The organism is Furfurilactobacillus curtus (assembly GCF_054657915.1).
The window spans coordinates 1480294-1495042 of record NZ_BAAHXU010000001.1 but is presented as its reverse complement, the minus strand read 5'-3'; the positions used below and the strand labels follow the sequence as shown (position 1 = coordinate 1495042).

Below are 14749 nucleotides of genomic sequence, written 5' to 3'. Positions count from 1 at the left end.
TTTTTTTATGGAAACATCCTAGACAGCAATCCGTCCTATAAGTTATGTCATAATAAATTCAAAAATCAAATTGGAGGCAGTTAAAATTGAATAAGGAACGTTTAACCGCGTTTACAGACGCAGTTCTTGCCATTGCTATGACTATTTTGGTCTTAGAACTTAAGCAACCCGACGCAGCAACTTGGGCCGCAATTTGGGCATTAAAGCAAAGTTTTATCGCCTATTTTATTTCATTTATCGCCTTGCTGGTGATGTGGAATAATCAACATCACATTTTCCAACTTGTTCGCAGAATTAACGGTAGTGTCTTGTGGGCCAATGGGTTCATGCTGTTCAGCGCCTCATTTTTCCCGTATGCCAGTAAATTCGTGGATGAACACTTCAACGCTTTCCCGGCCGAACTTTTTTACGGTGTCGTCTTCATTTTGTTGTCCATTGGCTACTTTGCCTTAGAGTGGACCTTGGTTTTAGCAGATCCTGAAAACAAGAAATTGCGCTACGCCATCTCACGGCCTGGTAAAATTACGACTTACATTCTCATTCCACTGATCGGAATTGGAATCGGCTTTTGGTGGTCACCGATGATTTTAATCAGTACCTTCTTAGCCATCCTCATTTGGTTTATTCCTGAACGGCGGGTGGAAGAAGAACTTAATCGTCCGAATCATGATTAGGTTCTGTGTTCAACCGGGCTAATTGACCAGCGAATTCCGTTTGATGTTGGGCAATTTCACGCATTGAATTTTCACTATCGTCAACATGTTCACCATGTTCACTCTCATCTAGGCCCAGACGTTCGGCCGCGGGTGATACTCGCATTGAAATAACCAGTCGCAAACCCATCACGACTACCGTGCTCGCCACTGCAACTATGACAACTGTCAACCCAGTGCCTATCAACTGACGACCAAATAGCTGCCAACCACCACCATATAATAACCCGTTGCGCAAAATTGAATGATTGACCTGCCGAGTGGCAAAAACACCAGTTAAAATTGAACCGGTAATACCAGCAACGCCATGGCATCCAAAAGCATCTAACACATCATCAATCCCAATTTTAGCCTTTAAATAATGGACAAATCCATAACTAGCTAGCGTGGCCAACATCCCGATCCAAAAGGCCCCAGCCACCGTAACATAGCCAGCTGCCGGCGTGATCCCTACCAGACCACACAATGTTCCCGTACAAATTCCGGGGAGCGATACTTTACCTCGCAATGTCATTTCAAGTATCAGCCACACAACCATTGCGCTCGCAGTTGCCACAGTTGTCGTTAGCATGGCGGTCACAGCTATCTGATTAATGGCTAATGCGCTACCTGCATTGAACCCATACCAGCCAACCCATAAAATCGCTGTTCCACACAATACCCACGGCAAATTGTACGGATGCGACTCATCTGTTGATTGAGTCGTTTTTAGTCGACGTCCTAAAAAAGCCGACAAGACATAAGCTGTGACCCCGGCATTAATATGGACAACCGTACCACCAGCAAAATCAAGCACTCCTAAGCGAGCTAACCACCCATGTGTACTCCAGACTAGATGCACCATTGGGTAATAAACCAATAAGCTCCAGCAGATGATAAAAGCAAGAAGAAAGTTAAAGCGAATTCGACCGACTACCGCACCAACAAATAGGGCTGGCGTAATGATGGCAAACATCATTTCAAAGAGGAAGTATAACCCTTCTGGAATTCCGGTCGCGGTGAGCTTAGTTAAAGATACGCCATGTAGAAAGAAGTGATTGACGTGTCCAATCACACCAGCAAGGTCACCGTTGAACGCCAATTCATAGCCCACGACAATAAATAATAAGATTGCGATTCCACAGATAACAAATACGGATAGCATCGTATTCACAACATTACGTTTGCTGACTAATCCGCCATAGTAAAAGGCTAATCCCGGCGTCATGAATAACACTAAAATGGTTGCTAAGGCCATAAAGGCCGTGTTGGCTGCATTCATCTAACCACCCTTTTCTAATCTCTCTTTGCCTATGGTTGAGCAGTATAGAAGTCGCTTTGCGACCTGTAAAGGTAAATTCTCTAATTGGTATAGGTGAATGTTAGCTTTTATGACACATGTTACGGTCTTTTAATTCACCATTGGTTGCTATACTAGTTTTTCCATCAAAACCGCTTTAGAAAAACTTATCAAGTTTGTCGAGAAACAAAGTCACTTCGAAAATAACTGTCTGGTACATGAAATCCCGACACCACAGTTTTATTCTCATTAACTTCAATCGTCCATTGTTGCTCGAGCCCATGCCAGACTGGCTCAGGCAAAAAGATGGGATATACCTCGTGTGCACCTCGCTTAAAGCGAAGTTCCCGACGTATATCCCACCCACAAATCCTACAAGACATCTCTTTATCTCAATCAATTAACTGACGCCACTGGATCGGTTCGATAGGCCCACACCACCACTGCCAGATTAATTAAAACTAACCCAGTCGTCATCAAAAATACATATCGATAATCTAAAACTCCGGCTACTCCAGAAGCTAGCATTGGCCCAATTACCGAACCGATAGCTTGTGCTGACTGATTGTAGCTAAAGATTCGACTAACCGCTTCTTGTGGTGTATTGAGCGTCATCACCGTTTGTGTCACTGGCAATAAAGCGGCATCGGAAATGCCTACCAAAAAGCGGAGAATTCCTAACATCATTACCGTTGTTACAAAGAACATCGGCAAGAAAACACACCCACAAAAAATCAAACCGGCCACCAATACCCGTTGCGGACCAATGCGATCGCCCAAAGCCCCCAGTCGTGGCGCAGCAATAAGCGTCGCAATCCCTGGCAAGGCCGCAATTACCCCACTGGCCAAGGCAATATTTCCTTGCGCATGCATGAGTTCCTTAACAAATAGACTGATAATCGGATTAATGGAGGTCGTCGCCCCTTGAATGAGCATCGAGGAAACGATCATTGCCCACACGATTCGGACATGTTTGATCCCAGCAAAAGCACTGGCTTTCGCCCCGGCCTTTCTTGGATCGGCCGGCACAAAGTCTTCCTTTACAAACAGACCAGTGACGACTGAGGCGATTAACATTAGTAAGCCAAAGATAAAAAAGGGAATTCGAAACCCAAATAATCCAGCGATATATCCGCCAATAATTGGGCCAATCAGTTGACCACCTACTGAGCCAGTCGTCAATGTGCCCATTGTCTTGCCACTTTGTTCCATTGGCACCTCGCTAGCAATTAGCGCATAGGCATTGTTAACATAACCGGAAAACGCCCCCTGAATTAAACGCAGCCCAATTAAAATCCAAACATTAGTTGAAAATCCAGTGAGGGTTGCGGTAATCGTCATTCCCACGGCCGCTCGCAGGAGCATCGGTTTACGGCCAGTTCGGTCGGCCAATTTACCCCATAACGGCGAAACAACAGCTTGACTTAAAAACGTGACCGAAAAAGCTAGTCCTGCATAAAGCGTTAACTCCCATTTTGGATAGTGACCCATCTGACTAATAAATAATGGCAAAAATGGCAAGCTCATGCTAGCACCTGCACCGGTTACAAAGTTACCGATCCATAGTGCGTACATATTTTTTTGCCATTGTGCCATTTGCTTATGTTGCATTTCGTTCGCCACCCGATTTTCATTGATAATGAATACTATACCACGCGTCCCCAGTTCATTAATTGAAACAAACTGTCACGTCATCTAACGATTTGTTATAAAACCGCTTGTGAAAACAAGATAATCCGCATTACTAACATTTTGATTTATAGGGATTAAGATGTAAAAAGAAGGCGTTTACATTTTTCACAATAAAGTCTATGCTTAACCCATCTTATTCTGAAAGGGAGTTTTATTTGTGATTCAGCGACGCAGATTAAGGACAATTCATGGTTTATTATTGATCGGTTCATTATTGCTAGTGTTTGTTCTCACCGGTTGTGGTAAGTCAGCAGCGACAACAAATGACAAGGTCGCAACCCAAAAAACATGGACGGTCGCCACTTCAGGTACCTTATATCCAACTTCATATCACGAAAGTAAAGGCAGTGCATTGACCGGATACGACGTTGCCGTCGTTAAGGCCGTTGCTAAAGGACTACATAAACAAGTTAAATTCAAGGAAATGGACGTTGATGGGATGCTGACGGCCGTTAATAACGGCACTGTTCAAATGGCCGCCAACGATTTCGGCATCAGCAAACAGCGTGAGAAGCAGTTCGCACTATCGACCCCTTATAAATATAGCTTTGATAGCATGATTGTACGAAAAGATGACGACTCAGGCATCCATCGCTTTGCTGATCTTAAGGGAAAAAAGGCCGCTGGGGAAGCCGGCACAAATTATCAAAAACTGGCCAGTCAATTGGGTGCCAAACAGGTCAATTACGATAATGTCTCTAATGACGTCTATCTTCGTGATGTTGCCAATGGTCGTACTGATGTGATTTTAAATGATTATTACCTTCAGTCCATGGCCCTAAAAGCCTTGCCAAACTTACCATTAACCATCCCGAAGAACCTTTATTTCACCACACAAGATGATAAAAATGGTACGGGTATTTTGATGAAAAAGAGTAACTCAAAGTTACAAAAAGAAGTTAATCGTGAAATCAAAAAGCTGAAAGCTGATGGCACGATTGCTAAGCTATCTAAAAAATTTTACGGTGGTCAAAATGTCTCTAAACGTCCAACCGTTAAAACAACCTACATCAAGATTAAGTGAGTTCGCTCATGAATCAATTACTATCCTGGCTAACCATCCCTAATTTTTTTAATGCCCGTTTTGCTTGGCACGCGTTACCTTTTATTTTAGGTGGGCTACCACTAACCATTGAGTTAACAGCGGTCAGTTTTATCGGTGCGCTTATTTGGGGACTCATTTTAACGTTGGGCCAACTCAGTTCACGGCGGATCATTCATTGGTTAACGCGCACCTACATTTCCTTTATGCGTGGTGTGCCAGCGTTGGTCCTCCTATTCATTCTATACTTTGGCTTACCATACGCTGGTATTCAGCTAAACGCCTTCGTAGCGGCCGCAATTGCTTTCATTTTAAACGCCGCTGCATTCGTTTCCGAAGTTTTCCGGTCGGCCTTTATGGGTGTTGCCGCTGGTCAGTGGTCAGCTAGTTATTCATTAGGCTTCTCTTACACCAAGGCGATTCGCTACGTTATCTTACCTCAGGCCTTTCGGATCGCCATTCCTGCACTAGGAAACATCCTTTTAGACATGTTTAAAGGCACCTCACTGGCTGCCATGGTCACTGTTTCGGAAATGTTCATGCGCGCTAAGATTGAAGGCGGCAAACAGTTTGATTACATGACCGTCTATTTATTAGTCGCGCTCATTTATTGGGCCTGTTGCTCTGGACTCACAGCAGGTCAAGCATGGCTAGAAAAACGTTTGGCAGTATCGACAAACAATTAAATGTTGGCGCCCAATACGATATATATCGTATTGCCAATCTAAATAAACGCAGGACGTAAGCCAAGCGATGGCAGCTTAATGCTGGTCACTTATCAACTTATATCCCGCGTTTATTTGTCTTAAACCAAATTCACTTGTTAATTTTCTGTTTCTCGCCATAATCGTTCAAACGTTTGAACAATCGTTGAAACGGTGAACCCATATTGTTTAACCACCTCAGGTCCTTTGCCACTCATGCCAAATTCATTGACACTAATGTTGGTGCCATGCAGACCCGTGAATTCACCCCAGCCAAAGGCGCTGCCCATTTCAATGGAGATCCGACGAGATACATCTGGTGGCAACACGCTTTCTCGGTATTCAACAGATTGGGCTCGGAATCGCTCCATACTTGGCATGGAGACAACTGCCAAATCATAGGATCGATCTCGCAACTGCGCTTGTGCTTCAATTGCCAAACTAACTTCAGATCCTGTGGCGATTAAAATACCATCAGGTGTCTGACTTTTTGCTGGGGAAATAACGTATGCCCCTTTTTCGACATTAGCCACACTAGCACAGCTCAATTGAGGTAGTTTCTGCCGCGTCAAAACGAGAACGTTAGGCCGGTCATTAGTTTTACTGATCGTTTGCCATGCCCCCAACGTCTCCGAGGCATCTGCAGGCCGGAATACATTCACATTTGGAATGCTTCGCAAAGCCGCCAGTTGTTCAACCGGTTCGTGTGTTGGTCCATCTTCCCCAACTGCTAATGAATCGTGGGTAAAAATAAATGTAGTCGGCAATTTTTGAATGGCAGCTAATCGAATCGCGGCCTTCAAATAGTCACTAAAGACGAAAAAGGTGCTACCGAATACGCGACTGCCACCATGTAACATGATCCCGTTAAGCGCAGCGGCCATCCCGAACTCCCGGACACCAAAGAAAATATTGCGTCCTTGTGGTGACAGTGCTGTAAAGTCCCCAACGTCGCTTAAAAATGTCTTGTTTGAGGAGGAAAGATCAGCAGCGCCACCCCAAAAGTTTTCATTGTGTTTGGCGATCTGTTGGATCAAATCTGCGTTGATCACTCGCGTCGCTGTTGGTGTCGCATACTTCTGATCGTCAACCGTAACTCCAGCCATGTCTAACGTATTCACTGTTAGCCGCTGCGCTTGGTCAGGAAATCTGTTGGTGAAATCGGTGAACATTGTTTGCCAAGCATTGTACTGTGCCAGTTTATCGGGCATTGCATCGTGATAAGTTTGATAAATTGAATCTGAAATTTCAAACGGCTGGAAAGACCAATCATAAAAATGACGCATTTGGGTCAAATTAGCCTCACCGAGTGCTGCACCATGAACCTTATTGGTGCCGGCTTCGGGTGTCCCATAACCAATAACTGTTTTGACTTCGATTAACGTTGGCCGGTCGTTTTGCTTTGCATGGATCAAGGCTTGGCTAATTGCCGCCAAATCGTTACCATCAAGCACCTCTTCGTAATCCCACTGGGCCGCTTTAAAACGATCACGAACGCTATCAGTCGCGCTTAACGCTAACGGGCCATCGAGAGAAATGTCATTAGAATCATACAATACAATCAATTTATTTAAGCTTTTATTCCCAGCTAAATTGATCGCCTCATGACTAATTCCCTCCATGAGATCCCCGTCACCAACGATGGCATAGGTGTAATGGTCAATCACGTTATAACCAGGACGGTTAACCATCGCTGCTAAGTGTTTTTCGGCCATCGCCATCCCAACAGCCATACCCAATCCTTGCCCAAGTGGACCCGTCGTTGCATCAATTCCTGACGTTTCCGTCACTTCAGGGTGTCCAGGTGTAACCGAGCCAAGTTGACGAAATTGCTGCAAGTCAGAAATTTCGACCCCAAAACCATTTAAGTGAAGCAAACTATAAAGTAAGGCTGAACCATGTCCGGCGCTTAAAACAAAGCGATCACGATTTATCCATTTAGGGTCATGCGGATTAAAATTCATTAATTTTTCCCACAGAACATAGGCCATTGGTGCAGCGTCGATCGGTAGTCCTGGATGTCCACTATTCGCTTTTTCAATCATATCAACACTTAAAAAACGAATTGCATTGACTGCATCTTGATCTGAATCAGTAAAAGTCATGATTAACTCTCTTCCTTTCAAAAATGGCCCGGCAAGAGGGACTTGACCGGGTCAATAACGCGAGTGACTATTTGGCAGTGGATTTATCACGGCCGTTTAAGATTGCGCTAAGCACTAGCACGACTGCCAGGAAGCCAAGAATCCCAACGACAATCGCAACTGTACCAAGATTACCAAGATTACCAAGCAAGATCCCTGGTACTAAATAATCTGTATCGGCGAATGTGGACGCTGCCAATTTCAGTGTGCCCAACACCGGTAGAATAAAGAGTGGCAACCAGCTAATGATCAGACTATTCACTGATGCTCCGATAATCGCACCTCGACGGCCACCAGTTGCGTTGCCGTATATTGCCGCTGCGGCACCACAGAAGAAGTGACCGACCACACCGGGGATAATCACTGTGGTGTGTAATGCGATCATGATAAACATGCTGATTGTCCCAACAATAAAGCTGGTAAAGAACCCAATTAACACAGCATTAGGCGCGTATGGGAAAATAATTGGCACATCCAAAGCTGGTTTTGAATTTGGAACCAGTCGTTGCGCTATTCCCTGGAAAGCTGGCACGATTTCAGCTAAAATCATTCGAACCCCTTGCAGTACAACCACAAAGCCCGCTGCAAATGTTCCGGCCTGAACGAGTGAGTAAACTAAATAATTAGTTCCTGCACTCAGCTTTGTTTCGACAAAATGGGGCCCGGTGATGATGGCCAATGCCAAATAAACAACACCCATTAACAAAGTAATCGATACTGTCGAGTCACGTAAAAAGCTTAATCCTTTAGGCATCTCGATGTCTTCGGTACTTTTTTCTTTATTACCAAACCACTGTCCCATCAGGCCAGCCGTTGCATACCCAATGTTCCCAGTGTGCCCCATGGCAACTTGATCACCGCCGGTAATTTTCCGCATGAATGGTTGACATAAGGCCCGCGTGACTGTTAATAACGTTCCTTCAAAGATGCCGCCCAGTAAAATCGTTTGCCAACCAGTACCTAACTTGGCACTTACTAAAATTACAGCTGTCAGACAAGACATGTACAGCATTGCCTGCCCCGTTAAAAAAATGTACTTAAAGCGTGTAAACCTGGCAAGTAAAATATTTACGATCATGCCAACCAACATAATTAACGCCGTTGTTGAACCGTATTTCACTAACGCAATGGCCACTACGGCTTCATTACTTGGTACGACCCCTTGAACGTGGAGTGCAAACTGAAACATTTTAGCAAATGGTGTCAAAGAAGCACTTAAGATGCCAGCACCGCCAGTCAGAACTAAGAATCCCGCAAAGGTTTTGATTGTTCCTTGAACCACTTCTGTTGTTTTTTTCTTTTGTAATAACAAGCCTAGCATCGCAATCAATGCCACCAGAATTGCTGGCTGCGTCGCGATGGAGACGAATAAGTTCAGTACACTTTTCATAATTAATTTTCCCCACTAATCATGTTGAATCTGGTTACGATCCAACACATCATTGACGTGATCTGTTGTTTCTTTTTTATCGATTAAACTCTTCAGCAAAACAACACGGTCTTCTGGAATACTACTCAAAGCATCAGCCAATGTGGATTCAACAAAAAAGTAATCGGCAGCGTCGGCAGTGGCACTACCTACATCTGAATGATCAACGGTAATGTTGTTTGCATCTACATCGACCTTTTCATCTTTTAAAATTTGCTGGACGTTCATTTGAACCATAAAGCTGCTACCAAGACCGCTTTGGCACACTGCTAGAATTTTCATTTTGATTCCTCCGTTGTGTTATCGATGGCTGAAATGATCTTGATCAAATCATCAACCGACGTGGCTGTTTTCAAAGCATTAAGTGCTGTCTCATTTGTTAATAACATCATCAATTGTCGAATAACTTGCAAATGACTCTGGTTATCCACTGCCGATAAGACAAACCAGAGGGTTACCGGATGCTCCTTATTAACCAAATCAACCGGCTCCGTTGTTTTCAGTAGTGCCAAAGAAATTCTATTCGACCCATTTTCAGGCCGAGTATGGGCCAACGCCACATGATCGCCGATGTTAATGTAAGGGCCCTCTTCATCAACAACCTTGATCATGGCATCGACGTATTGAGTCGTGACACTATCGTTATCAACCAACGGCTTCGCAGCCAATCTAATAGTCTCCTGCCAGGTTAATGCTTCTCCAGAAATCAACTGAATTGTCTCTCGATTTAATAAATCGCTGAGCATTCCTTCGCCTCCAATAATTGATGGTGCACTTATCGTATCATTGATGAAAACGCCAACAAGTGCAATACTTACACTATTGATAGTGCAATTTGTTCACTACACATGTAACATTTGCTTGGGGATATCGTGAAATGATTAACTACACAAAAATTAAACACGGCAATGACCTTTTGAACTTTCTTATCGAGCAAAGCGACTATGCCACAATTGATGATTTAAAGGTGCAATTGAATCTCTCACGAAGAGGTGTCTTTTACGTTCTGAAACGCGTTAATGAGGCACTGATTGCAGATGATTTAGAACCTATCACCAATATTCTAGGAGCCGGGTATTACATTCAAAGCGAGACCAAAAAATCGTTGCTTGAGCACTTTTCAAATGCTCAAGCAACGATTGACCAACTATCTAAATATCAACGCTGCCAACTAATTATTTGGGAGCTGGTTAATCACCAAGCACTCTCGTTAACTCACTTGGCGGCACGCTTTAATGTCTCAAAACACACAGTTATCTCTGACCTAAAGCAGGTTAGACAAACCTTAGCAGCCCATCGCTTAGAAATTGTCCAAGGTACCACTGGCAAGTTTCTTTCTGGTTCGGAAATCACCCAGCGAAATTGGGTTTTAGAAGCATTGAATGATCGAAGCTCCATTCTATACAGCCAAATTGATATTAATCCATCGCGATTAATTGCAATTAATACAAAAATTCATAAATTAGAAAAAATTACCGGCAACTATTTCACCGATGATGCTTTATCCACACTCGATGAGTTTATTCTGTGGTTTTTAGATCGCATCAAGGATCCACAAAATCAACTACCAGATTCACCGTCGAGAAGAACTACCGTTGATTCCTCATCAATCGACTGGTCCATTAACTTTCTTGCCGCTAATGATATCCAAAACTATAGCGAGGCTTATTTTCTCGGTCGCATTATTAACACGAGTCAATTTTATCGCGTGAATAAAACTGACGGCCTAATACAAAGAATTTTCCCGATTGCACGTGAGATAATCGACCGATTCAATGCTGCCTCCAGCGCCAGCATTTCCCCTGATAAGCTTGAGTTAACCTTATCCACTCATCTATTATCAGCTTTTTATCGGTCTAAATTTATGATTCCTTATCATCACCCGAACTTAGAGCAAATCACCGAAGGGTACCAAGAACTATTTTCTTTCACCAAATATGCAATTCGCCCATTTGAAAAATTTATTAATGGCCAACTTAGTGATGATGAAATCGCCTTAATTGCGCTCTATTTTGGTGGTGAACTTCGATCAATTGAAAATGAGCAAACTGTTCAAACGGATGTTTTAGTGGTCTGTTCAAGCGGTATTGGTACCTCGTATATTCTACAACAGCAGTTAACCCAACGATTTCCAAACATTGCCTTCTCACAACCACTCAGTGTTTTGCAATTTAAAAATCACGACTTGGATCATATCAAACTCATTATTAGTACCATCAAATTGACCGTCCCTCTAGAAATTCCGGTAGTAACCGTATCTCCGCTGCCGAACCACCGCGATTGGGAAACGATCGGTAAGGCTCTAGTCAACGCTCATTTATCAGATATCAACTTTAATGAAGCCCGAATAAATGCTTTACTCGATATCATCAGTAACTACGCGCGAATCGAAGACTTTGATGGCCTAACAGGCGCACTGCATGGTTATCTTAATCAATCCAAACATCCACACCAAGCTGAAACTGATGAAACATTAAGCAGTCTGCAGCGCCTTCTGCCAACAGCCCACATTAAATATTCAACTGATGTTTTGTCTTGGCAGCAGGGTGTCAAAATTGCGCTTAGTCCCTTACTACATGATGGCCTTATCCATACCCATTATTTAGAGCAAGTGATTAATCTAACCAAAAAAAACGGGCCTTATATGGTACTAGGTGATGGCATTATGTTAGCTCATGCCACACAGAATGATGGTGTCAACGATTTAGGAATGAGTCTACTGCTCTGTCAGCATCCAATGACGATTCAAATTGAAGGTCATACCCCTGCAAAAAAGATTCAGATAATCATTGGTCTAGCACCAGTTGATGCAACATCACATCTGGCCGCGCTTTCACAGCTGCTTCAGAAAATTCAAGACGTGGCTTGGGTTAAGGCAATTAAAGCGACTCACTCAGTGGCTGAAATAAGTCATTTGCTCGAAGTCGCCCAGATGTAATCGGTTGCAGACTTTTACACACAACATCTGCTTTTTGGAGTAAAATGTAACGGTTCTCACAAGTCACCACCCGCCCGTTTAGAGGCCTTAAAGGAGTTTACATACATGAAAAAATCGCTAATTTGGGGTAGCCTTTTAGTCGTTCTAGCCGTGACATTGGCTGGTTGTACGGCGAAGCCCAAAGCCAAGGCTAAGCCGATGGTTAAAAATCCGTACGAGAAAAGTGAAATGATCATGGGGACGATTTGTACCCTATCAATCTACGATAAGGGTAAAAAAGATGTGATCAATAAAGGCTTTAAAGAAATTCACCATATGGATGATGAATCAACATTAACCCGGGGCGGTTCGCAATTAGATAAAATTAACGACAATGCCGGAATCAAACCGGTTCGGGTTCCCGATGACTTCTATCCGATGGTTAAAAAGGCTCTATCCGTTTCCGAGAATTCTGAAGGTAGTTTTGACATGGCGATCGGTGCCGTTACCAATTTATGGAAAATTGGTCTACCTGGTGCGCGGGTCCCAGCGCAATCAGAGATTGACGCTGCTTTACCACTCGTTGATTATCATGATGTTCAACTTAACGATAAGGAACAGACCGTTTACTTAACGAAAAAAGGGATGCGCCTCGACTTTGGCGGGATCGCGAAAGGGTATATCGCTGATCAAGTCAAAAAAGTCTTCAAGAAAAACGGGGTCACTTCCGCCATCATCAACCTTGGTGGCAATATTATTGTCATGGGTCACTCGCCTGAAGGTCACAATAAGCCGTGGACAGTTGGCATTCAAAACCCGGTTAAGCCTCGTGGCGATGCGGTTGGCACCATTAAAGAAAGCGACATGTCGGTCGTGACGGCCGGAACCTACGAACAATATTTAATGTCTGGTGGGCATAAATATATTTATCTTTTTGATGCCAAAACTGGTTACCCTTATGAAAACAATTTAGCCAGTGTGACTATTGTTTCAAAGAAATCCATCGATGGGGATGCTTTATCAAACGCCGCTTTTGATAAAGGGCTTAAAGATGGTTTAGCGTATATGAATCAGAAAAAGGACATTCAAGCCATTTTCATCACGAACGAAAAGAAAATTTATGTAACTGATGGCCTGAAGAAACGGTTTAAGCTTGATGCCAGCACTGGCTACACTATGGGCAACTAATCGGATGCTCATTAGCGCTGACAGATAAACAGTCGTGTTTGAGATATAAAACCACAATCTAAATTCCACTTTCAAACTAAATAACTAAAACGCGGAACATAAATCAAGTGGCGCCACTTAAAAACGAGCTTTGCATGATGACTAGATTATCATCATGCAAAGCTCGTTTTTATCTCATCACTTACCGATTTATATTCCGCTTTTTTAATTTTGTATTTTATGACTGTTTGATGTATTCGAACACTTGTTGACCAGCTTGACGACCAAAGATTACCGTCTCAGCAATCGAATTTCCGCCAATCCGGTTGTTTCCATGAAGACCACCAACAACTTCCCCACCGGCAAATAACCCGTGGATGACTTGACCATTCTCATTAAGGACTTGCGTCTTGTGGTTCGCTCTTACGCCACCCATCGTATAGTGAACCGCTGGCGCAATGTGAATCGCAAAGAATGGTCCTTCGGTGATTTGTCGATCCATCCCCGTCGTTCGTGACCACTGGGTGTCCCCGTTTTCATCCACAGCTGCATTCCAAGTTGCCACTGTATCGGCCAACTGCTCACTTGGCATTTTTAATGATTGAGCTAATTCGGTCAAACTATCACCAGTGACCACTAAACCAATACTATCGTAAAATTCAATGGCCTTTACTCGGTCCCGAATGCCTTGGTCAAAGATCAAATAGGCACTATGTGCTGGCAATGCAGTAATGGCATCAGAAACGACTTTTCGTGTATCTAATTCGTTGACAAAACGTTGCCCCGCTGCGTTAACTAAGATCGCACCTTCCCCACGAACAGCTTCACCAATCAAGAAAGCATGTGGGTTATCTTGCTGGACGGTGGGATGCACCTGAATTTGATCCATCTGCACTAGTGCGGCTCCCGCCGCCTGGGCCAACTTCAAGCCATCACCAGTTGCACCGGGTTGGTTCGTTGTCTTGTAACCTTTTAGATCCGGACGGTAAGTTTCGATCATTGCCTCATTTGCACCAAACCCGCCCGTGGCCAAAATAACGGCACCTGCATTAATCTGCGTTTGCTCGCCATCTGGTAAGGTAACCGTCACCGCGTTGACAGTGTCAGTCTCATCTTTATTCAAATGAGTCACTGTCACTTCAGTAAAGAGTGGTAATTGCTGATCCTGAACTTGCTTGAGCAACTCAGTCACGAGAAATCCACCAATCGGGGCCATGCTTGCGGGGCGATGGGTCCGCATCTTACTCATCCCCCCAGTAATGGTAATATCCTCAAGCCGAATTCCATGATCAGCTAACCAATCAATGGCGAGGGCAGCATGTGTACTGAAATACTGGAGTAGATCTGGATCATTGAGATTGCCGCCGCCCTTGAGCGTCTCGTCATAAAATTCTTCATAACTATCGACAACCCCATGATGTAATTGAACGTTTGTCTCCGCTGCATTCATTCCGGACGAAGCCCGCGTTGTGTTGCCGCCAATTTTAGGCATTTTCTCTAAAATGACGGGCTTTAATCCCAGTTCGTGCGCCTGTAAAGCGCTAACCAAGCCAGTGCTACCAGAACCGATGATCACCACATCATAATGTGATTGCAATGTGTCAATACTGCTTGGTTGAAACTGAAATTTTTCGGCCATGAGATTACCCCTTTTCACTTTTG

At 43.8% G+C, this 14749-nt stretch carries 12 protein-coding genes; 5 read left to right on the top strand and 7 right to left on the bottom strand.

The features are described from left to right. Positions 1-86: 86 nt before the first annotated feature. Positions 87-674 (top strand): TMEM175 family protein, encoded by a 588-nt coding sequence (locus ACYQ0Y_RS07025; RefSeq protein ID WP_407882751.1) that lies wholly within the window; start codon positions 87-89, stop codon positions 672-674. Here ACYQ0Y_RS07025 and ACYQ0Y_RS07020 read toward each other — a convergent pair. Beyond that, positions 652-1974, bottom strand: a complete 1323-nt coding sequence (locus ACYQ0Y_RS07020) for an ammonium transporter (RefSeq protein ID WP_407882749.1) — start codon at positions 1972-1974, stop codon at positions 652-654. The two genes, ACYQ0Y_RS07025 and ACYQ0Y_RS07020, sit on opposite strands and share 23 nt — an antisense overlap. 414 nt (positions 1975-2388) lie before the next feature. After that, positions 2389-3603 carry an MFS transporter gene (locus tag ACYQ0Y_RS07015; RefSeq protein ID WP_407882747.1) on the bottom strand — a complete coding sequence of 405 codons (1215 nt, stop codon included), beginning with the start codon at positions 3601-3603 and terminating at the stop codon, positions 2389-2391. 238 nt (positions 3604-3841) lie between these two features. Between ACYQ0Y_RS07015 and ACYQ0Y_RS07010 the strand changes: the two genes are divergently transcribed. Next, on the top strand, positions 3842-4708 hold the full coding sequence (locus ACYQ0Y_RS07010) for a transporter substrate-binding domain-containing protein (protein ID WP_407882745.1): 867 nt from the start codon (positions 3842-3844) through the stop codon (positions 4706-4708). 8 nt (positions 4709-4716) lie between these two features. Beyond that, positions 4717-5412, top strand: coding sequence for an amino acid ABC transporter permease (locus tag ACYQ0Y_RS07005; protein WP_407882743.1), 696 nt, complete (start codon positions 4717-4719; stop codon positions 5410-5412). 137 nt (positions 5413-5549) lie between these two features. Here ACYQ0Y_RS07005 and tkt read toward each other — a convergent pair whose 3' ends face one another. From tkt to ACYQ0Y_RS06985, 4 genes are all read right to left on the bottom strand, one after another. Then, entirely contained in the window at positions 5550-7535 is a 1986-nt protein-coding gene (gene tkt / locus ACYQ0Y_RS07000) for a transketolase (protein WP_407882741.1), read from the bottom strand. Positions 7536-7602: 67 nt separating this feature from the next. Then, positions 7603-8964 carry a PTS ascorbate transporter subunit IIC gene (gene ulaA, locus ACYQ0Y_RS06995; protein WP_407882740.1) on the bottom strand — a complete coding sequence of 454 codons (1362 nt, stop codon included), beginning with the start codon at positions 8962-8964 and terminating at the stop codon, positions 7603-7605. Positions 8965-8979: 15 nt separating this feature from the next. Next, positions 8980-9285, bottom strand: a complete 306-nt coding sequence (locus ACYQ0Y_RS06990) for a PTS sugar transporter subunit IIB (RefSeq protein ID WP_407882738.1) — start codon at positions 9283-9285, stop codon at positions 8980-8982. Next, entirely contained in the window at positions 9282-9749 is a 468-nt protein-coding gene (locus tag ACYQ0Y_RS06985) for a PTS sugar transporter subunit IIA (protein WP_407882736.1), read from the bottom strand. Before ACYQ0Y_RS06985 ends, ACYQ0Y_RS06990 begins: the two co-directional genes overlap by 4 nt. 131 nt (positions 9750-9880) lie before the next feature. Between ACYQ0Y_RS06985 and ACYQ0Y_RS06980 the strand changes: the two genes are divergently transcribed. After that, on the top strand, positions 9881-11941 hold the full coding sequence (locus ACYQ0Y_RS06980) for a BglG family transcription antiterminator (protein ID WP_407882734.1): 2061 nt from the start codon (positions 9881-9883) through the stop codon (positions 11939-11941). 105 nt (positions 11942-12046) lie between these two features. Then, positions 12047-13108 carry an FAD:protein FMN transferase gene (locus ACYQ0Y_RS06975; protein ID WP_407882732.1) on the top strand — a complete coding sequence of 354 codons (1062 nt, stop codon included), beginning with the start codon at positions 12047-12049 and terminating at the stop codon, positions 13106-13108. A 217-nt stretch (positions 13109-13325) separates the two neighbouring features. Here ACYQ0Y_RS06975 and ACYQ0Y_RS06970 read toward each other — a convergent pair whose 3' ends face one another. Next, positions 13326-14726 carry a flavocytochrome c gene (locus ACYQ0Y_RS06970; protein WP_407882730.1) on the bottom strand — a complete coding sequence of 467 codons (1401 nt, stop codon included), beginning with the start codon at positions 14724-14726 and terminating at the stop codon, positions 13326-13328. Between the last annotated feature and the right edge of the window lie 23 nt (positions 14727-14749).

Coding starts and splice junctions, on each gene's coding strand:
- ACYQ0Y_RS06970 (WP_407882730.1), bottom strand. CDS start 14,726: ATGGCCGAAAAATTTCAGTTTCAACCAAGCAGTATTGACACATTGCAA.
- ACYQ0Y_RS06985 (WP_407882736.1), bottom strand. CDS start 9,749: ATGCTCAGCGATTTATTAAATCGAGAGACAATTCAGTTGATTTCTGGA.
- tkt (WP_407882741.1), bottom strand. CDS start 7,535: ATGACTTTTACTGATTCAGATCAAGATGCAGTCAATGCAATTCGTTTT.
- ulaA (WP_407882740.1), bottom strand. CDS start 8,964: ATGAAAAGTGTACTGAACTTATTCGTCTCCATCGCGACGCAGCCAGCA.
- ACYQ0Y_RS06975 (WP_407882732.1), top strand. CDS start 12,047: ATGAAAAAATCGCTAATTTGGGGTAGCCTTTTAGTCGTTCTAGCCGTG.
- ACYQ0Y_RS07015 (WP_407882747.1), bottom strand. CDS start 3,603: ATGCAACATAAGCAAATGGCACAATGGCAAAAAAATATGTACGCACTA.
- ACYQ0Y_RS06980 (WP_407882734.1), top strand. CDS start 9,881: ATGATTAACTACACAAAAATTAAACACGGCAATGACCTTTTGAACTTT.
- ACYQ0Y_RS07020 (WP_407882749.1), bottom strand. CDS start 1,974: ATGAATGCAGCCAACACGGCCTTTATGGCCTTAGCAACCATTTTAGTG.
- ACYQ0Y_RS07005 (WP_407882743.1), top strand. CDS start 4,717: ATGAATCAATTACTATCCTGGCTAACCATCCCTAATTTTTTTAATGCC.
- ACYQ0Y_RS06990 (WP_407882738.1), bottom strand. CDS start 9,285: ATGAAAATTCTAGCAGTGTGCCAAAGCGGTCTTGGTAGCAGCTTTATG.